Here is a 25602-nt window from a genome sequence, read left to right as displayed (position 1 = left end):
ACGGGCGCCGTCCTGGTGATCAGCCTCTCGCTACTGTGGACTCAACGACGCGTGGCCGGAACGGATGCGGTGAGCGCCTCCCAATCCGCATGTGTGGGACCGGACCGGGGCGCCGGGTGGCCGGGATGCCGCACCTCGACCCGGGCTCGCGCCACACGGCCGCCGAGCACCGGGACATGCCTGACTGGCTGCTCCGGCATGATGATCCTCCACGTGCTAACGGTTTGGTTCCCCGACGATCGACCGCGCCGACGCCGCCCACACCGGGTCGCGGTGCCCGGCGATCCTGGCCAGATCCGCGACCAGGCCGTCACGCGGTGCACCCGGATCCAGCGACCGCACCTCGGCCGGGTCGAGCGGCGGCACGTCGACGTGGGAGATCAGCGGGTGCAGCGGGCGTACGTCCACCTCGCCGCTGCCGAAGAGTTCCTCGTGCAGCTTCTCGCCCGGCCGCAGTCCGGTGTAGACGATCTCGACCCGGCGGGTCGCCTGCTCCGCGAAGTGGCGTGCGACGTCGTCGATCCGTACGGGCTTGCCCATGTCGAGCACGAGCGCCTCGCCGGGTCGACCGATCGCGGCGGCCTGGATGACGAGCTGGACCGCCTCGTGCACGGTCATGAAGTAGCGGGTGACCGCGGGATGGGTCACGGTGATCGGCCCTCCCGCGCCGGCCTGGGCGCTGAACGCGGTGAGGACCGATCCCCGACTGCCCAGCACGTTGCCGAACCGGACGCTCAGGAACGTGCCGCAGTTGGCCTGCGCTACGTGAGCGGTCAGCCGCTCGGTGATCCGCTTGGAGTAGCCGAGCACGCTGGCCGGATTCGCCGCCTTGTCGGTGGAGATGTTGACGAACCTCTCCACGTCCCGGGCCATCTCCAGCACGGTGAGTGTGCCCCAGACATTGCTCCTGACGGCTTCACCGGGATACCGCTCCAGCAGGGGCAGGTGTTTTAGCGCCGCCGCGTGGAAGACCACATCCGGCCGGCGCTCGGCGAACACCCGCCGGATGGCGTCGGGATCGCGCAGGTCAGCGAGGATCAGCTCCGCGCTGTCCAGCAGTGCCCGCCCCCGGAGCGTCAGCTGCACCGCGTGCAGGGCCGACTCGTCACGGTCGAGCATCATGAGCTCTGCTGGCCCGAAGCGGCGGATCTGCTGGCAGAGCTCCGAGCCGATCGAGCCGCCGGCACCCGTCACGAGGACCCGCTTGCCAGCCAGATATCCGGCGATCGGATCCAGGTCGACCGCGATCTGGCGCCGCCCCAGCAGGTCGCTGACGCTGACATCGCGTACGTCCCTGGCAGCGACACGCGCGTCGAGCAGCTCGGCAAGGGACGGCACCACCTTGAACAACGCCCCGGCTGCCAGGGATCGCTGCCGGACCTCGCGGATCAGACCAGCGTCCGCATTGGACACCGAAAAGATCACCGTCGTGGCGCCGGTCCTCACGACGGCCGCCGGTATCTCCTCGCGGCCTCCCAGCACGGGCACGCCGTTGACCCACAGGTGCCGCTTCGCCGGGTCGTCGTCCAGCACGCCGACCGGGTTGTACCTGCTCCTGTGGTCGCGGCGGAGGGCGCGTACCAGGTCGTGAGCGGCCGCGCCGGCGCCGAAGAGGAGCACGGGAGTGGCGAGCCGGGTGTCCAGCCGCGGGTTGTGCTCGCGCCGCACGCGGTGCAGATACCGTCCACCAAGCATGATCACAAGTGCCAGTACACCGCCGACGAGTGGCGCGCTCGCCGGCACCGGGCGTACCGGCGCCATCAGGTCCAGGACGAGCAGCGTCGCGGACGACACGAACACGGTGCCGGAGACCGCTCGGACCTCGTCGAAACTGCCGAAGCCGTAGCGACCGCGGTAGAGGTGCAGCGCCCGCCCGACGATCGCCTGTAGGCAGCACGCGACGACCGCCGCCTGGACGGCCCCGACCAGGTTGTCCGTGGAGAGGCCGTGCTCGTACCGGACCCAGACCGCAACTCCCAGGCCAACGAGCCACGCCAGGGAGTCCACGGCGAGCGCCTTGGTCTGCACGGTCTGCCGGGCATGCTCGCCCGACGTGCGCGTCGCTGAAAGCCGCATCTCGCCCCACCACTCCCGTGCGCTCATGCCTTGCTGCGACTTTGCCCTGCCTTCATCCGGTTCGGAGGTATTATCACTAAAGAGGCGTCGATTCCGTCTAAGGCTGGTAGAACCGTTTTAGTGCCTTAACGCCGAGTTGACTGCCTCAGACCCCGGAGGACCGCCCGTGGATATCCGTGACCTTCTGCGCGCGCTGCGACGGCACTGGTGGCTCGTGGTCACCGCGGTGGTCGGCGCGGTGGGACTTGGAGCGGCGGTCACAGAGCTGACGGTGCCGCAGTACGCGACCAGGATGACCTTCTTCGTCACCACGCCAAGCCAGGGCGTGACCGACGCGTACCAGGGCGGGCTGTTCTCGCAGCAGCGAGTGAAGTCGTACGCCGACCTGCTCACCGGGGACCGGTTGGCCGGTGCTGTCGCGACGGAACCGGGCGTAGGCCTTACGCCTACCCAGATCCAGGCGCGGCTCAGCGGCACGGCTGTCCCGGACACGGTGCTCCTGCAGGTCACCGTCACCGACAGGTCCAAGGCCAGGTCGCAGCGGGTAGCCGAGGCGACCGCCAAGCATTTCATCGTCCTGGTGCAGTCGCTGGAGACGCCGCCGGGCAGCGATACCCCATCCGTCAAGGTCGAGGTGGTGGCCGGCCCGTCGCTGGATCCCGTACCGGTGACGCCGCGTCCAATGCGTAACCTCGCGCTCGCTGCGGTGCTCGGGCTGCTGGTAGGCGCCGGCGGCGCCGCGCTGCGGGAGCTGCGCGACTCGACCGTCAAGACCGTCGAGGTGTTGCAGCACCTGATATCCGCCCCCGTGCTGGCGGTCGTCCCGTTTGAGGCAGCGGCCAAGAAGTCGCCGCTCATCGTGGAGGGCCACGCCCAGTCCGGCCGGGCTGAGGCGTTCCGCCGGCTGCGCACCAACCTCCAGTTCGTCGACGTCGACCGGCCGGTCAAGGTCATCGTGGTGACCAGCTCGCTGCCCGAGGAGGGGAAGTCGACCACCGCCGTGAACCTGGCGATCGCGTTCGCCGAGGCCGGTCACCGGGTACTGCTGATCGAGGCCGACCTGCGCCGGCCGCGAGTGGCGCACTACCTCGGGCTGGAGGGCGCCGTGGGTCTGTCCAACGTGCTCGCCGGCCAGGTGAAGTTCGACGAGGTGTTGCAGAAGTGGGGCCGCCGCGAACTGTTCGTGATGGCCAGCGGTTTCACGCCGCCCAACCCGAGTGAACTGCTCGGCTCCCGGAACATGTCGAACCTGCTCGCGACGCAGCGCGAGGAGTTCGACGTCACGATCATCGACACGCCGCCACTTCTCCCGGTCACGGACGCCGCGGTCGTGGCCGCCAGCGCGGACGGCGCGGTGCTGGTGACCAGGAGCGGCAAGACCGCGCAGGCGTCGCTCAAGACCGCCGCCGACGCCCTACGGGCGGTCGACGCCCGGCTACTCGGCGGCCTGCTCAACATGCAGCCCGGCGGCGGCGACAGCGGCTATTACTACTACCAGAACTACCGGCCGAAGCGCGACACCCCGTCAACTCCGCCCATCGAACGGCGGGACGCCAAGCACGCCGCGTCGCCCGAGCCGGTCAGGTCGGGGAGATGAGCGCCAGGGCCGGCGCGAGCGACCGCTGGATCTCCGCGGCACACGCACGAAAGTCCGCCACCGTCCCGGACACGGGGTCGGCCAGGTCGTCCTCATCGGGCCGGACCGGCTGCAAGCTGCCACGCATGGCCCGAACCTCCTCGAGGAGTTCCGGCATCGTCGTTTTCGTTCTCGCGACCGCGACTGCGGCCGCCAGCCGACCGAACTGCCGGATCGTGAAGACGCGCCCTATCGCCGGCGGCGCCAGGGCGGCGCAGCTGGCCCGCTCCTGCCGGGTCGCCGCCAGGACGATGTCGGCGGTCGCCACGAGCTCCACCGCGAGCGGCCGGCTGCGAAACCCGTCCGGATCGGCGCCGCACTCCCGCAACACCCGCGCGGCGAGGGGGTGCATCACCTCGTCCGGGCTCGCATGCGTGCCGGCGCTAGCCGCGGTGATGCCGTCGTATCCAGCCAAGGCCTGCCTGGCGAGCCGCTCGGCCATGGGCGAGCGGCAGATGTTCGCGTGGCACACGAACAACAGCATCCGGGTCCTCCTGCGATGAGCGGCCGGGTGTACCTCTCTCCCCCGGACATCGGAGAGCTGGAGGAGTCATACGTCCTCAACGCGCTCCGGTCGGGTTGGGTTGCGCCGGTCGGGCCAGACCTCGACGCGTTCGAAGACGAGATGGCCGATCGGGTAGGTGCCGCCCACGCTGTGGCCGTGACCTCCGGCACCGCGGCACTGCACCTCGCCCTGCTGGCCTTAGGCGTCGGGCCAGGCCAGGTCGTCGTAGTGCCAACCCTCACCTTCGTGGCGACGGCCAACGCCGCCGTATACGCCGGCGCCGAGCCGGTCTTCGTCGACTGTGAGGCGTCGACTGGCAACATCGACGTCGCGCTGATGGCCGATCTGCTCGCCCGGCTGCGAGCGGAGGGCCGCAAGGTTGGCGCGGTGCTGCCGGTGGACATGTTCGGTGCCTGCGCCGACTACGCCACGCTCCTGCCGGTGTGCGAGGTACTCGGAGTGCCGGTCGTCGAGGACGCGGCGGAGGCGTTGGGGGCGACCCACGCGGGTCAGCCGGCCGGCTCTTTCGGCCACGCCGCCGTGCTGTCCTTCAACGGCAACAAGATCATGACCACGTCGGGCGGGGGGATGGTGGTCACCAGCGACGCCGCCTTGGCCGACAGGTGTCGCTACCTGTCGACCCAGGCCCGCCAACCGGTACGGCACTACGAACATGCCGAGGTCGGATACAACTACCGGCTCAGTAACCTGCTCGCCGCCCTCGGCCGGGCACAGCTGCGGCGGCTGGACGAGATGACCGCCCGCCGGCGCCTGCTGCGCGACCGGTACACCAAGGTGTTCGCCAGCGCCCCCGGCGTGCGCCTGCTCGCCGCCGACGACGCGGGCTCGAACTGCTGGCTGACCACGATCGTGGTCGACCCGCGCGTGGCGGGCTGGCACGCCGGCGAGATGGCCACCCACCTCGCCACACAGGACGTCGAGACCCGACCGGTGTGGAAGCCGATGCACCTGCAGCCGGTCTACGCCGGTTCTCGCGGCGCCATCACCGGTGCGGCCGAGCGGCTCTTCGCGCACGGCCTCACGCTGCCCAGCGGCTCGGCCCTCACCGACCGGCATATCGACCGGGTCTTCGACGCCATCCACACCTTCCTGGAGGACCGGAGGTGATCACGGACTTCACGGCTGTGGACGCCGAGGTAGCCGCGTCGCTGGTCGACCCTCAATGCCCAGACGTGTACTTCACGTCCGGTTACGGAGCAGCGGCGGCCATCGCAGACGGTGGCACATGGCAGGTTGGGCATTGGCAGGGTCAGGTCATCGTGCCGTACGTGCTCCGGCACGTCGATGACGCAACCCTCGACGCCATCAGCCCGTACGGCTACTCCGGCATTTACGCCGCCCCTGACTGCTCACCGACCGATTTCGCCCGGTTCTGGTCGCAGGCGGTCGCCCACTTGCGTGACGTCGGCGTGGTCACTATGTTTCTCCGCTTCTCCCCGCTGGACATGACCTCAATCGAGGCAGCCCGCGGCCTAGCGGCGATCGAGATGGTGCGCCGCGGCGACACCATCACCGTCCCGGTCGAGGAAGGGGCCAGCCGCGTATGGAAAGCGATGGAGGGCAGGTGCCGTACGGCGATCCGCAAGGCGCACAACGCCGGGATGAAGGGTGAGATCCGGCTCATTGGTGCGGCTGACGTTTCTTCTGGCTCGACGTTTCGCCGGCTGTATGAAGAGACGATGGTCCGCGTCGGGGGCTCGCCGGGCTACGTCTTTCGCGACGCCTACTACCACCGGCTTGTAGATGGGCTGGGCAAGGGTCTGTTCATGGCGGAGGTCCGCGATCCAAGCGGGGACGTTGTCTCGTCCGCGCTGGTACTCCGGCACCGCGATCGGGCCCACTACCACCTCGCCGGATCCGACCAAGGTCCCTCCCGATTCGGCGCGAACAACCTATTGCTGTGGACGATCCTCCAGTGGGCGGCCGAGAGCGGTTGTGTTGTCGTCCACCTCGGCGGCGGGCTGCGGCCGGACGACTCCTTGTTTCTCTTCAAGCGGTCGTTCGGTGGTGCACGGACACCGTTCTGGACGGGTGCGGTCGTGTTGGACGTGGCCAGATACGACGCACTGCTCGCTGAGCATGCCAAGACAATCGGTCGGTCGATCGAGGACCTCCGGACATCTGGATTCTTTCCTGGGTACCGATTAGGAAGGAGCTAGAAGCGTGAAAGCCTCTCACGTCAAGAGACTGATGGACATCGTCGTGGCGTCCGCCGCGTTGGTAGTCCTGAGCCCGCTGATTGTGGCCATCGCGCTGGCTCTCCTGGCTACATCCGGCCGGCCGATCCTCTTTCGTCACCGTCGTCCAGGGCTCGCGGGCGCCCCATTCACGCTCTGCAAGTTCCGCACCATGCGGCCACCCGCGCCCGGCGAGGAGACCTGGACGACCGATGAGAAGCGGCTGACCAGACTTGGTCAATTCCTGCGCCGGACAAGCCTCGATGAACTACCGGAGTTGGTGCACGTGGTTTCTGGTCGGATGAGCTTGGTCGGACCGAGGCCGCTCCTTATGGAGTACCTACCGCGATACCGCCGGGAGCACGCACGCCGCCATGAGGTTAAGCCCGGCATCACAGGGCTCGCGCAGGTCAGTGGCCGGCGCTCATTGACCTTGGGCCAGCGACTTGACCTGGACGTCCGTTATGTCGACACCTGGTCGCTGGCACTTGATCTCAAGATCCTCATCCGGACCGTCGCCGAACCCTTCAAGTGCGGCGACATCAGAGGCCAGACCATCGCGGAGGTCGACGACGTGAACCTCTTTACGCCTACGCAGGAACGAGTCGGATGAGCCCACCAAGTCGCTGGGAGGTGGGATCGGCGTTTCCGCTCGTGCTTCCCGCAGAGGGCAGACGGATCGACGCGCCGGACGGATGGCGGCTCTTCGGCTCGGGTCGACAGGCGCTGACTGCGCTGCTCGACTTCGGCCGCCGCAAATTCGGTTGGAAACGAGTCAACGTACCCACGTACTACTGCCCAGAGGTCGTCACGTCGATCACGGGCGTTCTCCCTGTGCGGCGCTACGCTGCCGGCCCGACGGTCGAGGGAGAGTCGCCCGTGCCAGATCCTGGAGACGTCGTTATCACGGTCTCGTACTTCGGCGCCGCCCCGCCGGTCTGGTCAACTACCGGATCGGCATCGATCATCGACGCGACCCACGACCCCCTTGCCCCTTGGCTCCACCAACTGAAGGCCGACTACGTCTTCGCATCACTCCGGAAGACGCTGCCTCTGCCCGACGGTGGCGCAGTGTGGTCCAGTAATCAGCGAGAGTTACCTCCCGACACGCCGCCGACCGCGGAGCACATGGCTACGGTTGGCACGATTCTGTCCGCAATGTCCCTCAAGGCCGCCTACCTGAGCGGAGCATGCGTCGACAAGGACGTGTACCTCAGCCTCTATGCAACCGGCGAGGACGGGCTCCGTTCCAGACAGGTCAGCGGTATCTCGGATTACTCGCGCCAGGCGCTCGGGATACTTCCTGCCTCGGAGTTGCGCCGTCGCCGCATCGACAACGCGTGCGTACTCGGCTCCCTCCTGGCCTCACTGGAAGGGGTAACCGTCCACTCCCACACTTTCGGGGTAGTCCTTGAGTACGACTCACCCGACGTGCGGGACCTCGTCCGCAGAGGTCTGATCGAGCGCCACGTCTATCCGGCGGTCCTGTGGAGCCACTCGCCGGAACTCGACCTCCCGAACCGCCGGGCATGTTTCTCCCGCCGAATGCTCTTCCTGCACACAGACTTTCGATGGAACCGACACGACGTGGAACGGGTCGCGGCCATCGCCCGCGCGGCAACCGAACGCTCCATGCTGACGATCGTGGGCAGGTGTGGATCTTCATCTGCCATCAACCCCGCACCCACACCTCGAACGGCGGCATCGCCATGTTGAACGGACGACTCGTTCGACTCCGCCCGATACAGTGCGACGACTTGAGCTTCCTCGCGGAGCTGGCCAACGTTCCGCAGGTCCGTAACTATGTCGTTGGTTGGGACTGGCCAGTTTCCTTGGATGGGCAGGCGGAATGGCTGGCCGGCGCGCGGCGCGATCGGCATACCTATCGGCTAACGGTCGCTGAACTGTCATCAGACACACCCATCGGCCTCACCGGCCTGTGGGACGTCGACTGGCACAACCAGTCAGCAATGACGGCAGTCAAACTGATGCCGGGAGCAGCAGCCAAGGGCGCCGGCTCCGACTCGATCATGTTAATGATGGCCTGGAGCTTCTACGAGGTTGGACTGCGGCGACTGCACAGCACAATCCTCGACTTCAACGCAGCCAGCTTGGGAGCATATGTCCGCCGGTGTGGGTGGCGGATCGAGGGCCAAGAACGCGAAGCCGTATTCCGCGGCGGTCAGTGGCGAGACCTGCTCCGCGTGGCGGCCTTGCGGTCCGACTTTGACGCACTACCCAACGCTACGGAGTATATCGACCGTGTCTGCGGCCCTCTTCCCATACGCGTCAGGGCAGTCGCTGAGGGTCGCCCGGTTTTCGAAGCATCGTCTGCCTGCTCCGCGATGAACGGAAGGCCCAAGTGATTCTTCGCCCGGTGCCTCGCGCGCACCCCAAGAAAGCGCTTCTACTTAGGCCCGCCTACCCGCTGGCAACGGTGTCAGGCGGCTGCGTACATGCGACACGCAGACCGCCACCGGCAGCGACGAACATCACTGCACTTTCAAGGTCGTCGATCTTGAAACGACCGCGTCGACTGCACCTGGCGCAGGAACCTGCCCAGCTCAGCCACGTAGTTGCGATAGTCGAATGATGCAAGGGCGCGTTCGCGTGCCGCCCGGCGCATCGCCCGTAGCTCGTCGGGGTGAAGTCGCAGCGCACGCCGCAGGGCATGCGCCAGGGCGTCCACCGAATGATCAACGCAAACGATGCCTTCGACGCCGTCGGACAGGTATGCGCCCAGGTCGCTGGTCAGGTTGGCGATAACTGGAGTACCGGCGGCCAGACTCTCGCAGAACTTGGTCGGAAAACCGGCGTTCGCAAACCGATCTGACCGGCGCACGACGATGCTGAAGTCTGCCTTTCCCACCATTGTCGCCACCTCCCACTGAGCGAGCCGCCCCATTACCCGAACAGCGTGCGGAAGCTGCCGCCCTCCAATGAGATCACCCACCTCCTCGAGAGATGGTCCGAATATATGCAACTTCAGATCCCCACCCTCACGCGCAACCTGGTCGACTGCCCGGATCATGGTGGCGACTAGGTCCTTCTTCCCTGGAGTACCGAAGTACACAAGCGACAGGGCACCGTCAACTCGGTCGGGCGGGCCATCGATGGACGCATTTACCGCATCGAGCGTCGGCGGAACGCGTAATACGTGGCAGTTCCGCTTGCCGTAGAACCGCTGGAGAAACGAACTGATGGCGATGACGCCGTCGAACCGGGGGTAGTAGTGACGCAGCGCGGCCTTCACTGTCATGTTGCTCGGCCCGATCAGGCCGCCACGCACATGCCGCCGATCCGGCCAGTCGGCCACATCGGCGATCAGCGTAACCCGGTTGCGCCCGCACCACTCGTGCAGGCGTGCCGCATACTGGGCGCCGCCGCCGGAAACGACGACGTGCGATGGCTTGGTGGACTGCGCATCCAGCCATTCGATCACCTTCCGTCCGCGGCTCAGCCACGCTCGAACCGAGTAGGCCGGGCAGTCGTCAGAGAACTCGCCCAGACCCAGCCAAGAAACCGATCCTGGACCCTCCACATCCGCAAGCTTGGATTCGCCGCTGGGCGGGTTTCCCCCGTTGGCCACGACGACATCGTGCCCGAGTGCGGCCAGAGACCGAACCATGCCATTCACCCGCCGGGAACCCGCCTGTCCCCATGGAAAGCTGCTGGCCGTTACATAGGCGGTCCATCCAGCCAACCGTCCTCGTTCGGTCGGACCACGATCGGGCAACTGGGCGCTGTTGCCTCGAGGACCCGCATCGGCTGCACGGGCTGGGCCTTTTCGCGTAACCGCCACCGTCGCTCCATAGCTCATCGACTGAGGTCAAACTGGGCGTCTTGATCGAATCTGCACTCGACGGGAATGGCCGCCAGCCAGGTTCCTAGAAAGAGACCATAACTGCCGCAAAGCTCCATAAGAGCAGAAATCAGTAGAAATACCAGCACGCGCCAGCCCCGACCATGGCGTCGGCACCGACCCGCAGGCCGTTGCAGCACCTGTCGACATGGCGCCAATCAGGACCGTCTCCTCCAGGTGGCAGGACCCGGCCCACCCAGAGGTCGCCGATGCCGAGCATGACGCAGGGCTGCGGCGTGGCAACATCGGACCGGACAAGTCATTTGAACACGGATATATGTTATAAAGTCGGGCAATGCGATCGTCACGGTTCATGCCCAGGGGGAAGCTGATGGGAAACACCGGTCTTCGCACAATCGCCGCAGACACATGCACCCTGGGCCTGTCGACGGCAATGTCCCGCGCCCTCGGGCAACTACTCGCCCTGTTGGGGGACGGCGCGGGCACGCGGCCGTGCTGACCGTCGTCTGGCGCGCCGCGAGGTTGCTCGACCCCAGTAGCCGACGCGGGCTGCTCCTGGGCATCCCGGTCGCGCTCGCGGTAACGCTGCTCGAACTGGCCGGATTCGTTGCGTTGGCCGCGGTCGTGCAGGTGCTGGCGGTACCGCAACTGCTACACGAGGCCGGACCGGACACCCTGGTGGGGTTGGCGCGCCGCGCTGCGCGCCCGCACGGCCTCACCGACTTTGTAGCGATCGTGGGAGGCGTCGCCGTCACGCTGCTCGTTGCGCGCGGTGTCGCAGCTACAGCACTCGCGTGGTGGCAGGCCGGCCTGCTGGCCTCCGCCGAAGCGGCCCTGTCGGCCAAGCTCTTCCGCGCGTTCATGGGCACCAGCTACGAGTTCCACCTGCAACACCACTCGGCCGACCTGATGCGGACCGCCATCCAGTCGGTCCGGTCGCTGACATCGCGCGTCCTGCTCCCCGCTACGACGATCATCGTCGACGCCTCCCTGATCCTCGGCCTGGCCATGGCGCTGCTGGTCATGGAACCAATGACGGCGCTCGTGTCGATCGGCGCGCTTGGCGGTGCGATGGGGATGTACCTGTTCCTGGTCCGCCGCTCGGCGCGGCGTATGGGGGTCGAAGACGAGCGGCTGATGTCGCGTGACCAGCGCCTCATCCAGGAGGGCCTGCGTACGGTGAAGATGCTGACCACCTTGGACCGGCGCGACACCGTGGTACGGCGGTTCGAAACGGCACGCAGCGAGCACGCCTACGCGCTTCGTGGGCTGTTCTTCGTCTCCAACATGTCCCGGTATTACCTAGAAGCCGTGGTGCTGATCGTCGTGACGGCGGCCGCCGGCATGGCGATCCTGGGCAGCGCGGACCGGGCACTCGCCTCCGTCGGGGTCATGCTCGCCGGGTCCATGCGGCTCCTGCCGTCGGTACAGCGCCTCATCTCGACGATCAACATAGTTCGCGTGGGCGCGGGAAGCCTCGAACAGGTCGAAATGGACCTCGCCGCAGCAGACAACGACATCAAGAGATCGGCGGCGCACGTCGATCCGCGGCCGGTCACCTTCGAACGGCGCATCGAGTTTCGCGAACTGACATACCGGTACCCGGCAGCGGCCACCCCCGCGCTCGACTCGATCAATCTCACCGTCAACATCGGCGAATCCGTCGGCATCGTTGGCCCGTCCGGATCTGGGAAGACCACGCTGGTGGATGTCCTCCTGGGACTGCTGCCACCGATCGCTGGGGGCATCTACGTCGACGGCGCGAAGATCACTCCCGAGTTGGTGCACCGCTGGCGCGCCCGCATCGGGTACGTCCCACAGGAAACGGTGGTCATCGATGACACGGTGCGCCGCAACGTCGCGCTCGGGCTCGACGACGACGAGATCGACGACGTGGCGATCGAGCGGGCTATAGCGCAGGCACAACTGCTCGACACCGTACTCGCGATGCCCGACGGCTTCGACAGCGTCCTCGGCGAGCACGGCGTCCGCCTGTCGGGCGGGCAGCGGCAACGGATCGGGATCGCGCGGGCCCTGTACCGGCAACCGGACGTGCTGGTCCTGGATGAGGCTACGGCCGCGCTCGACACCGAGACGGAGAGGCAGATCGTCGAGACCATCGAGAAGATGTACGGCAAGATCACGGTCTTTGTCATCGCGCACCGGTTGAGCACGGTCCAGCGGTGCGACACCCATGTTGTCCTCAACCGGGGCCGCGTCGCCAGCACTGGTGGCGCCGACCCGCAACCGGGCGGCCAACCCAAGTCACCCGTTCTTACCACCGCCTATCCGCAAAGAAGGGCGGAAACTGAAGGATGATGCGGAGACACGACTATGTGGATACGGGGAATCGAACAAACGCGGAAGGTTCTCGGCTACGTGTGGACCCATCCCGCGAACCGGAAGAATCCGCTGGGCGCGGTGCTCAGGGCGGCCACCTTTCAGCTACGCGGGCGGTTGACCGGCCGGCCGACGGTAGCCACCATCGGAACGTCCGCGAAGATGCTGGTTGAGTTGCACTGCACCGCCGGGTCCAAGGTCCTATACGCCAATCCGCCGGACTGGTCTGAGATGTGGGCGTGGCGGCGGATCCTTCGGCCCGGCGACCTGTTCGTGGATGTCGGGAGCAACGACGGCGCGTACGCGTTATGGGCCGCCGAGGTCGGTGCCCGGGTAATCGCGGTAGAACCCGATCCGGATGCAGCCACGCGGTTGCGTCGCAACATCACGCTCAACCGGTTTCCAATAGAGCACCTCCAGTGCGCCCTCGCGGCCGAGCCCGGCCGGATGACGCTCACCAGCGGCAACGATACAACCAACCATCTGCTTGTGCGGGAAGAAGGGACCGGGACTGTCGTCGACGTACGCACGTTGGACGACGTGCTCGGCCCGGACCGAGCGGTCGGGGTCAAGGTCGACGTGGAGGGTGCGGAACGGCTGGTGCTTGCCGGCGCCTGTCGCGCCCTCGCCGAGCAGCGCATCGGCGTACTCCAGTTGGAGTGGAACCAACTCTCTGAGCGGACGCTCGGAGAGACGCGCGCGCCTCTGCTGGAGATGCTGCGCGGGTACGGCTACCAGGTGCGGCGCCCCGACCAGCAGGGACGGCTGCATCCCACGGAGGCGCGAGAATATGGCCCCGACCTATTCGCGGTCGCCGGGACCTGGCCGAACGCGTAACGAGTCTTATCGGCAGTCCCTTAGCCACGAATTGAAGTCCCGACTGAACATCGATGTGCAGCATCGCGAGGTAATCCCGGGTTTGAGCCCCCAGAAGTCCAGTCGGCCGAGACCTCGGTTGGCCAGCTCGGCCTGAGCCGCTACGGACTCGGCGGTATTCGTATCATCGAGAATCACCAAGCCGGCCGAGGAGAGATAGTTGCTAGCCACTCGTGCACACGCATTGCGAGCCATCCCATCGATAACAATGACATCCCAAGGGGCCCCGTCCGCGACGGCTCGCACATACGGCGCCTCCTCGCCTGCGTCCCACCAGGTCCCCTCATTAGGGATGTAGATGATCTTGCCGTTCGGTGGCTGTGGGAGTTGGGCGAACCATTCCGGGTCATGCTCGACAGAAATGATCTCCCCGATCCGGCCAGCCTGCCCGAACCAGGACGTCGATGAACCGGCGCCGTACTCGAAGACCCGAACACTTGGCGTAAGCACCCGGTCGAGCCAGTCTATGGCTGGATAGGTCAACCATGGTTGAGGCTCACCACTCGCGGTGACGGGCGCCCTCCCGGTCACGGACCGATGCCATCCCTGCGACCGCAGGGACGACAAAAGCAGGAGGGACGCCGACATCTCTCTATGGGAGCGAGGGATACCCGGCATCCGCCTCCGAATCGCTGCCATCAGGGATAGTTTGTCCACATTGGGGAGTGTAGCTGCGATTGGCGCGTTCGGGAGTGATCTCGGGGATGCGGGATGGTCCACTTGATCACGCCGGGTGCTCGGAAGCATCCGGTTGCGTCGCGCGCCACGGCGGCACTGGTGCCGGTCGCCGCCCGCGTACCGACTCAACGACGTCAAGCAGGTACGCCGCCGCGACGGGCGCCGACGCATAACGCGCCGTCCATGAGCGGATCTGAACACGCCGTTCGACGCTCACGCAGCCCCGATCGAGGTGGTGCACTAACGCGTCGCGTAGGGCGTCCAGCGACCCAGAGCGGAAGACACTTCCTCGCATTCTGCCGGCCACCAAGACCGAGGCACCCGCGGCATCGCTGACGATCACGGGCGTACCGGCGCCCAGCGCCTCGTTCACTACCGCCCCCCAACCATCGTGCCGGCTTGGCAGGACGAGGACATCGGATGCGACCAGCAGCGCGGCCACGTCACCGTTGGGCAGTACGCCGCGCCAGCGCACCCGGTCGCCGAGGCCCAACTCCCCCGCCAGCCGCCGCAGTTCGTCACGGTGGGGGCCGGTGCCCACGATGTCGAGGGACCAGTCGCGACCTCGGATCCCCGACAACGCCCGCAATACCCAATCTGGACGCTTACGGGCATCCAGGCTGCCTATGAAGGCGACCCGGAACGGCTCAGCGCGCCCGGCGCCGCCGCCCGTAACGTGGGCGGTTGGTGTGTTGCTGACATCGAGGAAGTACCCGAATTCGAGCACCTTTGATTTACGAAAACCGATCCCTCTGTACTGCCGCACGCCAACTGGACCGCATGCCAGTACGCCGTCGACACAGCGGCGATATCGGAGCCTAGCCAGCCGGTACTTGGCACGGCGTCGCGCCGACTCGGACCACGGCTCGGCGAAGACCAGCCTGACGGCGTCACCTGCGCGCCCGAACGCAGCCAGTCGTGTCATCGAGCGCGCCGTCGCGGGATACACGCCCAACCCGGAGAACACGTGTATCGCCGCCCCCGCCAGTGAACGCTCCAGGTGTCTGCGATCGGCGTCGGAGGGAGCGACTGTCACGCTGCTGTCGCCGTAGTCGGGGAAGGTCCACCCGTGTTCGATGCGCCGGCGGTCCAGCGGCTGTTCGATCACGACCACGCTCGGCGTGCCGAGCGTGTCACCTACCGCGCGGATGAGCGCGGCTTGGTGAATCGACGGACGGTTCTGCCAGAACACTGCGCGCGTCATCCGGTCCTCCCGGAACCCGATGTGACGGCGACCGCGCCGGCTGCGTGCGATGGTCGTCGGTCGGCGCCGATCTGCGGGCCGGATAGCAGCATCGACACCCACATCAGCGCGAACAGCACAACTATCGGGCCCGTCGCAGATACCATCCACCCCTCGAAGTTGCTGTGCACCACGACGCCGAGCCCGAAGGCGAACGTTGCCGGGCCCGACTGCCAGCTGAACCAGAGGATCGCCAGCCAAATCAGCAGGATGCAGCAGAGCGCGACAACCCCGCCGTAGGTGAAGGCGCGCAGCGGCGAGCTGGCGATCTGTCCCCGCTCGTTGCCAATGCCCACGCCGCCCAACACCCCGGCTCGGACCAGATCCAAGACCTCTTGGACGCCCGCCTCGCGGGAATTGTTCGCCCGGAACAGCTTGATTCCCGCGAACTCGGCGCTGTAGTTGGTCAACGCGACCGAGACGGCTCCGAGTGTCAGCAGGGGAAGGGCCAGCTGGCGTGCGCGGCCGGCATTCATCACGGCACCGACGACGAGGGCGATCGCCAGCGACAGCGCGCTCCCCCGGCTGGCCGTCCATACCAGTGTCGCGACGCCGAGCAGGGCCGCCCAGAGCGTCAAGGGCCACGGCCGCCTTCGCAGCACCACGGCCGCGACCAGAAGAAAGGCGTAGACGCCGAGCAGGTTCGGGTTGGCCGAGATGCCTCGGAGCCGGCCCCCCAACACCGCTATGTCAGGCAATACGAAGCCGAGCACCAGCGAAACGATGATGACCGATGCCAACACCGCCACGAGCGCGACGTCCAGCGTGTGTGGCGCCAGCAACTTCGTCGTCAGCAGCACGTAGACGGTGAGGCTTGCCAGACCAAGGATTCCCGTCACCAACGACTTGGTGTTGTCAAAGGGCAACGTGGCGGCGACGAAATATCCCACCATGCCGACGAGATACACCGCGAGCAGTGGGCGGGCGGAACGGAGGCGATCATTGCCGGGCCTTGTCGCATCGAGCACGCCGCACACGGCGCCCAGAGCGAGCACCATGATCGCGAGGGCCCTGACCAGCTCTGTGTACTCCGCAATCTGTGCGATCGAGACCGCGCAGGCGAGGAAGAGTAGTAGCGACGTGATAAAAGCCCCGCCGCCGCTGCGGTCCACCGCGAAGACGAGAAACAGGACGAGCGCGAGGCACGCGGCAGTAGCCATGTGGATGCTCGTGCTCGCCACCACACCGGCCAGCGCGGCACAAAGGAAGGCTCCAGTGGCGACCGCGATGCGGATGCGCGGACCTGTCATGCGCGCTCCGCCTGCCGATCGCCGGTGCCAGCCGGCTGCCGGGATTCACGCACCTGTTGGAGAATATTGAATCCTTGAACCGTACGCCGCCATCGGCAATAGGCGTTACCGGCCGCGGCCCTGCCTTGTAGCCGCTCGCTCAGCGTCATCAAAGACAGGCCTTCCAGCGCGTCAGCCAGGCACTCGACTGTCAGCTCCGGTAGGACGATTCCGCCTCCTGCTTGGAGCGTTTCCGTCCACGGCGTCTCGGCGGAGCAGACAACGGGACACGCGGCCGACAAGCTCTCCGCGATCACGTGTCCGAAGTTTTCTCCCAAGGTTGGGAAGACGAACGCGTCATACATGCCGAAGGTACGGCGAACCTCCGTCGGCGCCAGCTCGCCGCGGTACTTGACCTGAACTGCGGGGGAAATTTCGCCCATAAGCGACTGACACCTCCTCCAGTAGCCGACGTCTTCCACAGGACCGAAGATGTCGAATTCAAGTGGCTTCGAGACGCGCGGAAGCGCGCGCATGACGAGCTCCAAATTCTTCACCGGCGAGATCCTGCCAACAAAGACGAGTCGCACCGGCCCGTCATGCGCGGCGACAGGTAGAGGCTCCGCAGGGAGCGCGAACTGGTTCTGGTTAACGAGAACTCGCGCCCATGCGCAGGCGGCCTTGATGTCCGCCTCTTCCCTCGGCGTTGAGGCATGCCACACAACGTCCATGCTTCGCAGGAAGCGATCCCACCACTTGAGGAATGCCTGTTTCTTCCACGCCTTCAGTGACAGGGCGCCTGGGGAGAGTTCGCCCCGTGGAGCAACCAGGACGCGCCTAGCCCGAACCACGCCCAGCCGTGCAGCGATGATGGGCAGCAACGAGAAGGAAGGGTTCCAGAGGCTGTTGACGTACAAGACATCGAACTGGGTTGTGCGCAGGTCCCGCCATAGCCGTAGCCATTGCCGCACGGATCGGGTATTCAGGTAGAACACCTGCGAGCGGCCACGGCCGACCCAGCGTCCCGACAACCCTGGATACGGGCGAGCGGCACCCAGATCCCGGTCGCGGGTAAGCAGAGCGACGTCTATAGGTTCCGGGGCGGTGTCGACAATGTGCGCCACCGATCGTACGGGCCCGCCGCCTCGGAAGCCTGGCTCGAAGACGCCACAGGTAACCAGGACCCGAAACGGTCTCTTTTCGTCCGTCATAGAAACCCGCCCCGAGCGGGTACGCGCACGCCGGCCCAGTCGTGGTGGCGGCGCACTGTGGACAGGATGAGGTTCACGACTCTTCGTGACGTGTCGATGATGCGGTAGTCGGCCGCGCACGGTACGCCTTCGGCGCCGGCCTGGTCGATCGCCACGGCGACCGCCTCCACAAGGCCAGCCGGATCCAATCCGGTCATCAGGATCGAGCCGGTGTCCAGTGACTCGGGTCGCTCGATGGAGTCTCGGAGCGTCACCGCGGGAAATCCGAGGATCGCAGACTCCTCGCTGATCGTCCCGCTGTCGGACAGCGTGCAGCGCGCCCGGGTCTGCAGGTGCACGTAGTCGAGCAGGCCGAACGGCTCGTGAAAGGCGATTCCCTCCAATGACGAGGAGTGGGGCGCCAGATCCTCGAGCCGCTTGCGGGTACGCGGATGAGTGGACACCAGCACCGGCAGGCTCCACGCGGCGCGTACCGCGCGCAGGCAGTCCAGTAGGCGTTCGAGGCGGACCGGGTCGTCGACGTTCTCCTCCCGGTGCGCGCTCACCAGGAAGTAGCCGCCTGGGTCGAGGCCGAGCCGGCTGAGCACTGTGGACGCCTCGATCTGTGGACGGTAGTGCGCGAGTACCTCCCGCATGGGCGAGCCGGTGTGCAGGATCCGGCGCGGGTGCAACCCTTCGGCGAGCAGGTTGCGGCGGGCGTGCTCGGTGTACACCAGGTTGAAGTCCGACACGTGGTCGACCATGCGCCGGTTGGTCTCCTCCGGCACGTTGAGGTCGAAGCAGCGGTTGCCGGCCTCCATGTGGTACACGGGTACCTTCATCCGGCGCGCCATCAACGCGGCGATGCAACTGTTGGTGTCGCCCAAGACGAGCAGCGCGTCCGGCCGTAGCTCTGAGATAGCCTCCTCGACGCCCGCCAGGACGCCACCCATGACCCGGCCAAGGGAGGACGTGTCGACCTGCAGGTAACGGTCGGGCGACCGCAGTTCCAGCTCCTTGAAGAACACGTCGCTGAGGGACGGGTCCCAGTTCTGTCCGGTGTGGACCAGAATGTGGTCGACAGTTCGATCCAGCCGGTCGATCACGCGCGACAGCCTGATGATCTCCGGGCGGGTGCCGACCACCGTCATCACCCTGGTCATCGGTGCTCACCCCGCGCCGCGGCTTTCAGCATCTTCTCCAATTCGTCCACGCCGGCCCGTTTGGACATGTGGGCCTCGTAGCTCGCCCGCGCCCGGCGCCTCATCTCCGCGTGCTCCGCCGGCGAGAACGAGGCGGCCCGCACGAACCGGTCCGCGAGCGCCCGCCAGTCCTCAGGCGGGCAGGAAAGACCTACTCCGTTGCGCTCCACGAGACCGGCGCAGTCGCCTGGCGCGGACACCACGACCGGCGAGCCGCACGACAGAGCCGCCTGCAGCTTCGACGGGATCGTGCCCCGGAAGATCGGCAGGTCCAAAAGGGAGACGAGCTGGTAGTCGGCGGCGGCGTAAAGGGCGGCCATCCGTGCTGGTTCCTGGCGGCCCAGAAACCGGACGTTCGTGGCGCCGAGGTCCGCCACCAGGGTTCGTGCGGTGCCTTCCGCGATCCCCGAACCGACGAGTACGAGGTCGACCCCGCTGGCCCGTTCGACCGACGCAGCCGCCCGGATCGCCCCGCAGATGTTCTGGAACGGGCCGATGTTTCCGGCGTGCATGACGGTGCATCGTCCGCGGTACCCGATCTCGCGACGAGCCTCCTCGGTCGCCTCCACCGGGCGGAACAACGACTCGTCGGCCCAGTTCAGCACGACACGCACCCGCGCCGGATCGGCACCGCGCTCCACGACCAGGTCCCGCATGGACGGGGCGATGACCGCGATGGAGTGCGCCATCCGATAGATCTGGCGCATGGCCAGGCCGAGCGCACGGTCGACCAACCCGCGTGGTCGCGGCCCCATCGGCGAGGCCGTCACCGACTCCGGCCAGATGTCCTGGACGTGCAGCACCGCGGGCACGCGGTACAGCAGGCGGAGCAGCGCGGCCGGCGCGAACGCGGTCGCCGGCGGATGGTAGACGTACAACGCGTCCACGCCGGCCAGGTACCGCACCGCCGCGACGCTGCTGGTCGCCGCAAACGAGGCGTAGGTGGCGATCCGCCGCGCCGCCGACGAGTCGTGGCTGGGGTAGAGCGGGACGCGGCGAGTCGTGATCCGTCCGGTCGTCGACCAGGCGTTCCACTGTTGCCGGTAGCCGGGATAGATGACGCCTACGGGATAGTTCGGAAAGCCGGTCAGCACCCGCACCTCATGGCCGCGGGCCGCCAGCTCTTCGGCCAGGCTCGCCGGAATGAAGGCGGGCTCGGGCGGATACCACTGGGAGACGATGCCGATCTTCACGGCGATACCTTCTCCGGGTATGTGTCCGGCCGCGCCGAGTTGAACGTCTGGTTGGCCCAGAAGAGGGTCAGCAGCTCCCCATCGCCGATGTTGGTGATGTTGTGCGCCCACATCGTGGGCATATCGACAACGACGGGTTCCGTACCGGAGACGCGGAACCGCACGACGTCGTTGTGCAGCACCCGGCGGAGGCAGATGTCGGCCTCGCCGCGCAGCACCATGAATCGCTCCACCTTGGCGAGGTGGTAGTGCTCGCCGCGGATGGCACCCGGTCGGGTGGTGGAGCAGAACGTCTGGCCGCCGCCACCGCGCACCTTGACCGCCTCGATCAGCTCACCGCGATCATCGGCGTGCCCCTCCAGCGGCAAGGGATAGTGTCCGGGAAAGCAGTACGACCGGTAGGTATTGAACAGCCGCACGTCGAAGCGGCTGGCCAGATCCGGTATCTCCCCGGTGCGATAGCAGGTGGCGAAGCGATGCAACCGCTCCGCCAGTTGCTTCACGGTGCGCCGCACCGGCTGGGCGTCCCACGGACCGCCGGGCCCCAGCAGCAGGGCCGCCGCGTCCGTGGCGTGCAGCAGCTCGAGGTCGCGGTCCTCGTGCACCTGCGGTACGGCGCCGTCGGCGAGCAGCCGGCAGAACGTCGCGACCACCGAGTTGTAGTGCGGCCTGCCGTGCTCGCCGAACAGGTTTGGCAGCCGCAGATCGGCGAAGGTGGACCCGGTCCATTGTGTCGCCTGCACCAGGATGTCTGCCGCGGCGGCCTTCGAGTCGCCGTACGGGCTGCCGTTCCCGGCCTGGATGGAGTTGGCGAAGACGACGGTCTTGGGCGGCGTGGGACACTGCCGTACCGCCAAGGCGAGCGCCTGGGCCGGCTCGATGTTGCCGGCGGTGACCTCCTGCGGCGCGCCCCGGTTGACCCCGGCGAGGTGCAGGACGCGGTCGACACCGTTCAGCTTGCCGACGAGCCGGTTCGGGTCGCGGAAATCGTCACGGCCGACGATGACGGGTTCGGGCATCTGTAGCGCGTGGGCGAGCACCCGCACATGCCAGCCCAGAAAACCGCCGGCGCCGGTGACGACGAGCGTCCCACTCATACCGCGACCGCCAGATCTGGTGCCGCGTCGAGCTCCGCGCGGACCTCCGGCAGGGTCAGCAGGCGGGCCATGATTTCGGGTACGTCGAGCCGGGTCGTGTTCGACGACGTGTAGTCCGCCCGGTGGTCCTGTGTCGACTGGCCCTCCTCGACATAGAGCGAGTAGTTGAGATCGCGGCTGTCGATCGGCACCCGGAAGAACTCGCCGAAGTCCTCGGCGTGTGCGAGTTCCTCGTGGCTCGCCAGCGTTTCGGACATCTTCTCGCCGTGCCGGATCCCTAACACGTCCAGCTTGGTGGGCACGGAGAAGAGGTTGCTGACCGCGGTCGCCAAGTCGCCGATGGTGCAGGCGTCTGCCTTGCGGATGAACACATCGCCTGGGTTGGCATGGGTGAAGGCGTGCTCGACCAGTTGCACCGACTCGTCGAGCGACATGAGGAAGCGGGTCATCGACGGATCGGTCACGGTCAGCGGGCGGCTGCTCTTTATCTGCTCGATGAACAGCGGAATGACCGAACCGCGGGAGTACATAACGTTGCCGTACCGCACGCACGAGACCGTGGTGTGGGCGTTTGGGTTGTTGCGGACGTGCGCCTGCGCGACCTTCTCCATCAAGGCCTTGCTCATTCCCATGGCGTTGACCGGATATACCGCCTTGTCGGTGCTCAGGAAGACCAGACCCGCCACACCGCTGCGCTCACATGCCTCCACCACGTTGGCGCTGCCCAGCACGTTGGTGCGGACCGCCTCCAAGGGGAAGAACTCGCACGACGGCACCTGCTTGAGCGCGGCGGCATGAAACACGTACTCAATGTCGCGGACGGCTTTGAGTATGGTGTCGAAGTCACGCACGTCGCCTACGTAGTAGCGCACGCGGTCGTCCAGCACGGCTGTCCGCATCGCCTCCTGCTTCGCCTCATCGCGACTCAGGATGCGCACCTCCGCCGCCCCGGCGTCGAGCAGCCTCTTCACCATGGTCCGGCCGAACGAGCCCGTGCCGCCGGTTATCAGGAAGCGTCGATCCGAGAGTGAAGACGGCAAAGGGATTGCCTCCTGCCCACCGCCGCACGGCAAACCGCGCGGGTAGCCCGATTATGCGCCTATAGTGCTGAATGCAGCCTACAAGCTGATTCGCGCCATATAACGTCTAATCACGAAAAAGCCGCGTCCTCCATAGGATGACCGTTATGCCCAGAGAACGCAGGTCGGCGTCCCGGCGTAGGCGCCGAGCGGTCCTCGCGGCCGTCGCCGCCGTGTGCCTCCTCGTGCTCGGCGCCGGCTGGGTGGGCGTGCGTGGCGTCCAGGCGCGCACCCACCTGGCCGCGGCCGCCACACTGCTGCGCGACCTCGAGACCCAGCTGGAACGGCGGGACATCGCCGCGGCACGGGCGACCCTCGCCGTACTCCAGGAGGAAGCCCGCGCGGCCCGCGCGGCGACCCGGGACCCCGGGTGGCTGCTCGGTGCGCGCGCGCCCCTGGCCGGAGGCAACCTGGCCGCGGTGGGCGCGGTCGCGGCCATCGTGGCCGACCTGGTCGACCAGGTGCTCCAACCCCTGGTCGACGCCGCCGGCATCGTGGACCTGAAGGCGCTGGCCCCGAAGGACGGGGCGCTCGACGTCGCGCAATTGGGCAAGGCAGCACCTAACCTCACAGAAGCGCACGCCGCAGCGATGCGCGCCAAAGAGAGGGCCTCGGCCATCCCGGTCGACGGCCTCCTGCCACAACTACGCTCCGCACTCGGCGACCTTGACCGGGGGCTTCGCCGCATCGTGGCGCTCACCGGTACTGCTGCCCGGGCGGCTGAGCTGCTGCCGCCGATGCTCGGCGCGACCGGCCCGCGGACGTACCTCGTGCTGTTTCAGAATCCCGCCGAACTTCGGGCGACCGGCGGCATTCCGGGCGCGTTCGCCGTGGTCCGTGCCGAGGGCGGCCGGCTGCGGCTCGTCGACGAGGGCACCGCCGCCGCGGACCTGGGCATATTCGCCCGGCCCGTGCTGCCGCTGTCGCCGGCGATGCTCGGCCTCTACACCGAACGCCCGGGCATCTTTCCCGCGAACGTCAATCTCACCCCACATTTTCCCACCGCAGCCGGACTGGCCAGAGAGATGTACCGGCGGCGGACGGGAGTCACAGTGGACGGTGTCGTCGCCACTGATCCGGTCGCCCTCTCGTATCTGCTCGCGGCCACCGGCCCGCTGCGGATGCCGTCCGGCCCGCCACTTTCGGCGGCCAACGCCGTCCGTCTACTCCTGGTGGATGCGTACGCCGCGACCCATTCCGAGGACGAGTACCACGCCGCGGCGGCCAGAGCCGCCTTTGCCGCGCTCACCAACGGCGTACCCGATCCCGCAGCCGCCCTCGCGGCCCTCGCCCGCGCCGCCGGCGAGCGCCGCCTGCTGGTCTGGAGCGCGCACCCGGCGGAGCAGCGCGCCGTCGCCGGCACCGTGCTGGAGGGTGCGATGCCCGTCCAGGACGGCGCCCGCCCGACGGTTGGCGTGTTTCTCAACGACGGCACCGGAGCGAAGCTCGGCTACTACCTCTCCGGCGAAGCACAGCTCGACGTCACCGGGTGCCTTCCGGATGGCCGCCGCGAGCTGCGCCTGCGGGTGACGCTTCGGTCGGCGGCGCCAACGACCGGGTTGCCGAAGGACGTGCTGGGCCTGAAACTGGCAGGCGAGCCCTACGCGGCCCGGACCAACGTCATGATCTTCAGTCCCGCCGGTGGGGCCGTGCTCGGCGCGTGGCTCGACGGCACGCCGGCGCCGCTCGGCACCGGCACGGAGCGGCGGCGTGCCGTCGGCGTGCTGACCGTCGACCTCAAACCCGGTGCCAGCCATACCGTGGAGGCCAACCTCCTGACCGAGCCGCTGACCGCCGGCGCCGCGGCGCCGGTTGCGCCTCAGCTCTGGGTGACGCCGGGAGTCAATCCTTGGCATACGCGTACCGGGTCTGCCCACGCCTGCCGGGCCCCGCGGTAAGCGGGCATTTTACGGCAGGGAAGCTCAAGTCTCGCTATAAGAATTGAATCATTCTCATATTCCCGTCCCGCTGAATGTCGCTTCGCTAGCGTCACGGTCAGTGACCCCACAACAGGGGAGGGAATCGTGTCAATAGAGCGAATGCGGCTGCTCGGCGGCGCACTCGTCGCGGTGCTTCTCGGCGCGGTGGCGGCGACGCTGCCGGCGACGGCAGCGCAGGCACAGCCGACCTGCAACCACCTGGAAGCCACCATCGTGGGCACCGAAGGCACGGACATCATCAACGGCACCCCCGGCGCGGACGTGATCGTGGCGCTGGGCGGCAGCGACGTGGTGTTCGGACTCGGCGGTAATGACACGGTCTGCCTCGGCGACGGCGTCGACCTCTACTTCGGCAGCGCGGACAGTGAGTGGGTGTGCGGCGAGGCCGGGGCCGACACGCTCTTCGGCGCCGGCGGCGACGACATCCTCATCGGCGCCGGTGGCGGCGACACCATCACGGCCGGCGACGGCGCAGACAAGGTGGCCGGCGGTGACGCCCTCGACGTCCTGAACGGCGACGGCGGCGGCGACACCATCGAGGGCGGCCTGGGCAGCGACGTGCTCAACGGCGGTGCGGACGCCGACACGCTGATCGACGTCGGCGGCTCGGACGTCGGCAACGGCGGCTTGGGCACGGACACGTGCGCCGCGACGATCGAGACGCGTATCAGCTGCGAGGTGGTGTCCGCGTGACGCCAGGCGCCGTTCTTCTATCTACGGGGGTCTTCATGCGAATCCACCGACTGCTCATGGTGTCTGCAACGTTGTTCAGTGTGTCCCTGCTTCCGGCCACGGCGGCAGGTGCCCAGCCCACCTATCCGCCGGGGCAACCCTCGCTGACCGTTTCGCCAGCCACCGTCGTCGTCGGCGCCACCGTGGTGGTCGAAGGCAACAACTTCGGCGGGTGCGACGTGGTCCGGATCGATGTCTCCTACGCGCCCGCGGGCGGCGCGGCGGCAGCCGCCGGGCAATGCACCGGCAGCCAGTCGACTCAGGCCCTTGACCACTCGGTCACCGCCGACGCCAACGGGCACTTTGTCACGACCGTGCGCCTGACGCAGGTAGGCGTGGCGACGATCACGGCGAGTGGGTTCCCGTCCGGTCGCCAGGCCTCGGCCACCGTCACCGTGCTGGCCGCGGCACAGCTCGAGCCGGCGTCGGTCACCGAGAGCAACGGCGATGGGATGTCGGTGACGACACTTGGCGCGGTCGCAGTGGCGGTTGGCTTGCCGCTGCTCGCGCTGGCACTCGTTCTCCGCCGCGCACGGCCGAGGTCTCGACACTGATCGGGTAGGTC

21 protein-coding genes are annotated in these 25602 nt (G+C 67.3%); 11 read left to right on the top strand and 10 right to left on the bottom strand.

Annotated features, from left to right (window positions below; all coding sequences use genetic code 11):
* Positions 1-216 precede the first annotated feature (216 nt).
* Positions 217-2103, bottom strand: a complete 1887-nt coding sequence (locus V6V89_RS09235; RefSeq protein ID WP_334618583.1) for a nucleoside-diphosphate sugar epimerase/dehydratase — start codon at positions 2101-2103, stop codon at positions 217-219.
* A 139-nt stretch (positions 2104-2242) separates the two neighbouring features.
* Here V6V89_RS09235 and V6V89_RS09230 point away from each other — a divergent pair, with 139 nt between their 5' ends.
* Positions 2243-3673, top strand: a complete 1431-nt coding sequence (locus tag V6V89_RS09230; protein WP_334618582.1) for a polysaccharide biosynthesis tyrosine autokinase — start codon at positions 2243-2245, stop codon at positions 3671-3673.
* Here V6V89_RS09230 and V6V89_RS09225 read toward each other — a convergent pair.
* Positions 3657-4196, bottom strand: coding sequence for an arsenate reductase/protein-tyrosine-phosphatase family protein (locus V6V89_RS09225; RefSeq protein WP_334618581.1), 540 nt, complete (start codon positions 4194-4196; stop codon positions 3657-3659). The two genes, V6V89_RS09230 and V6V89_RS09225, sit on opposite strands and share 17 nt — an antisense overlap.
* A gap of 27 nt (positions 4197-4223) precedes the next feature.
* Between V6V89_RS09225 and V6V89_RS09220 the strand changes: the two genes are divergently transcribed.
* Genes V6V89_RS09220 through V6V89_RS09200 form a run of 5 tightly spaced genes read left to right on the top strand, consistent with a single transcriptional unit; the run spans position 4224 to position 8781 of the window.
* Positions 4224-5345, top strand: coding sequence for a DegT/DnrJ/EryC1/StrS family aminotransferase (locus V6V89_RS09220; protein ID WP_334618580.1), 1122 nt, complete (start codon positions 4224-4226; stop codon positions 5343-5345).
* Entirely contained in the window at positions 5342-6397 is a 1056-nt protein-coding gene (locus V6V89_RS09215; protein WP_334618579.1) for a lipid II:glycine glycyltransferase FemX, read from the top strand. The genes V6V89_RS09220 and V6V89_RS09215 overlap by 4 nt, the downstream gene beginning before the upstream one ends.
* Positions 6398-6428: 31 nt before the next feature.
* Positions 6429-7028 carry a sugar transferase gene (locus tag V6V89_RS09210; RefSeq protein WP_334618578.1) on the top strand — a complete coding sequence of 200 codons (600 nt, stop codon included), beginning with the start codon at positions 6429-6431 and terminating at the stop codon, positions 7026-7028.
* On the top strand, positions 7025-8131 hold the full coding sequence (locus V6V89_RS09205; RefSeq protein ID WP_334618577.1) for a hypothetical protein: 1107 nt from the start codon (positions 7025-7027) through the stop codon (positions 8129-8131). Before V6V89_RS09210 ends, V6V89_RS09205 begins: the two co-directional genes overlap by 4 nt.
* The gene (locus V6V89_RS09200) at positions 8125-8781 is read left to right on the top strand and encodes a GNAT family N-acetyltransferase (RefSeq protein WP_334618655.1); all 657 of its coding nucleotides are present in this window, start codon (positions 8125-8127) and stop codon (positions 8779-8781) included. The genes V6V89_RS09205 and V6V89_RS09200 overlap by 7 nt, the downstream gene beginning before the upstream one ends.
* A gap of 137 nt (positions 8782-8918) precedes the next feature.
* On the opposite strand, the gene V6V89_RS09195 is transcribed toward V6V89_RS09200, so the two are convergent.
* Positions 8919-10118, bottom strand: a complete 1200-nt coding sequence (locus tag V6V89_RS09195; RefSeq protein WP_334618576.1) for a glycosyltransferase — start codon at positions 10116-10118, stop codon at positions 8919-8921.
* A 612-nt stretch (positions 10119-10730) separates the two neighbouring features.
* On the opposite strand from V6V89_RS09195, the gene V6V89_RS09190 reads away from it, so the two are divergent.
* Positions 10731-12557 (top strand): ABC transporter ATP-binding protein, encoded by a 1827-nt coding sequence (locus tag V6V89_RS09190; protein ID WP_334618575.1) that lies wholly within the window; start codon positions 10731-10733, stop codon positions 12555-12557.
* Positions 12558-12740: 183 nt separating this feature from the next.
* Positions 12741-13415 (top strand): FkbM family methyltransferase, encoded by a 675-nt coding sequence (locus V6V89_RS09185; protein ID WP_334618574.1) that lies wholly within the window; start codon positions 12741-12743, stop codon positions 13413-13415.
* 763 nt (positions 13416-14178) lie between these two features.
* Here V6V89_RS09185 and V6V89_RS09180 read toward each other — a convergent pair.
* From V6V89_RS09180 to V6V89_RS09150, 7 genes are all read right to left on the bottom strand, one after another.
* Positions 14179-15336: a glycosyltransferase family 4 protein gene (locus V6V89_RS09180; protein WP_334618573.1), complete on the bottom strand. Its 1158-nt coding sequence runs from the start codon at positions 15334-15336 to the stop codon at positions 14179-14181.
* A complete protein-coding gene (locus V6V89_RS09175; protein WP_334618572.1) occupies positions 15333-16625 on the bottom strand; it encodes a hypothetical protein in 1293 nt (430 codons plus the stop codon). Before V6V89_RS09175 ends, V6V89_RS09180 begins: the two co-directional genes overlap by 4 nt.
* Entirely contained in the window at positions 16622-17728 is a 1107-nt protein-coding gene (locus V6V89_RS09170; protein WP_334618571.1) for a glycosyltransferase, read from the bottom strand. Before V6V89_RS09170 ends, V6V89_RS09175 begins: the two co-directional genes overlap by 4 nt.
* 83 nt (positions 17729-17811) lie before the next feature.
* Complete coding sequence (gene wecB / locus V6V89_RS09165) at positions 17812-18957, bottom strand: non-hydrolyzing UDP-N-acetylglucosamine 2-epimerase (RefSeq protein WP_334618570.1); 1146 nt, start codon at positions 18955-18957, stop codon at positions 17812-17814.
* Positions 18954-20189 (bottom strand): glycosyltransferase family 4 protein, encoded by a 1236-nt coding sequence (locus V6V89_RS09160; RefSeq protein ID WP_334618569.1) that lies wholly within the window; start codon positions 20187-20189, stop codon positions 18954-18956. The genes wecB and V6V89_RS09160 overlap by 4 nt, the downstream gene beginning before the upstream one ends.
* On the bottom strand, positions 20186-21286 hold the full coding sequence (locus V6V89_RS09155) for a polysaccharide biosynthesis C-terminal domain-containing protein (RefSeq protein ID WP_334618568.1): 1101 nt from the start codon (positions 21284-21286) through the stop codon (positions 20186-20188). The genes V6V89_RS09160 and V6V89_RS09155 overlap by 4 nt, the downstream gene beginning before the upstream one ends.
* Positions 21283-22326, bottom strand: a complete 1044-nt coding sequence (locus V6V89_RS09150) for a polysaccharide biosynthesis protein (RefSeq protein WP_334618566.1) — start codon at positions 22324-22326, stop codon at positions 21283-21285. Before V6V89_RS09150 ends, V6V89_RS09155 begins: the two co-directional genes overlap by 4 nt.
* Before the next feature lie 146 nt (positions 22327-22472).
* Between V6V89_RS09150 and V6V89_RS09145 the strand changes: the two genes are divergently transcribed.
* The 3 genes from V6V89_RS09145 to V6V89_RS09135 all read left to right on the top strand — a co-directional run bounded on the left by V6V89_RS09145 (position 22473) and on the right by V6V89_RS09135 (position 25591).
* Positions 22473-24263 (top strand): DUF4012 domain-containing protein, encoded by a 1791-nt coding sequence (locus tag V6V89_RS09145; RefSeq protein WP_334618565.1) that lies wholly within the window; start codon positions 22473-22475, stop codon positions 24261-24263.
* A 126-nt stretch (positions 24264-24389) separates the two neighbouring features.
* Positions 24390-24998 (top strand): calcium-binding protein, encoded by a 609-nt coding sequence (locus V6V89_RS09140; RefSeq protein WP_334618564.1) that lies wholly within the window; start codon positions 24390-24392, stop codon positions 24996-24998.
* Positions 24999-25078: 80 nt separating this feature from the next.
* Positions 25079-25591 (top strand): hypothetical protein, encoded by a 513-nt coding sequence (locus V6V89_RS09135; protein ID WP_334618563.1) that lies wholly within the window; start codon positions 25079-25081, stop codon positions 25589-25591.
* The last annotated feature ends 11 nt before the right edge of the window (positions 25592-25602 follow it).

This window comes from Micromonospora sp. CPCC 206061 (genome assembly GCF_036906915.1).
Taxonomy (GTDB): Bacteria; Actinomycetota; Actinomycetes; order Mycobacteriales; family Micromonosporaceae; genus Phytohabitans.
This window is presented reverse-complemented; position numbering and strand designations above follow the sequence as displayed.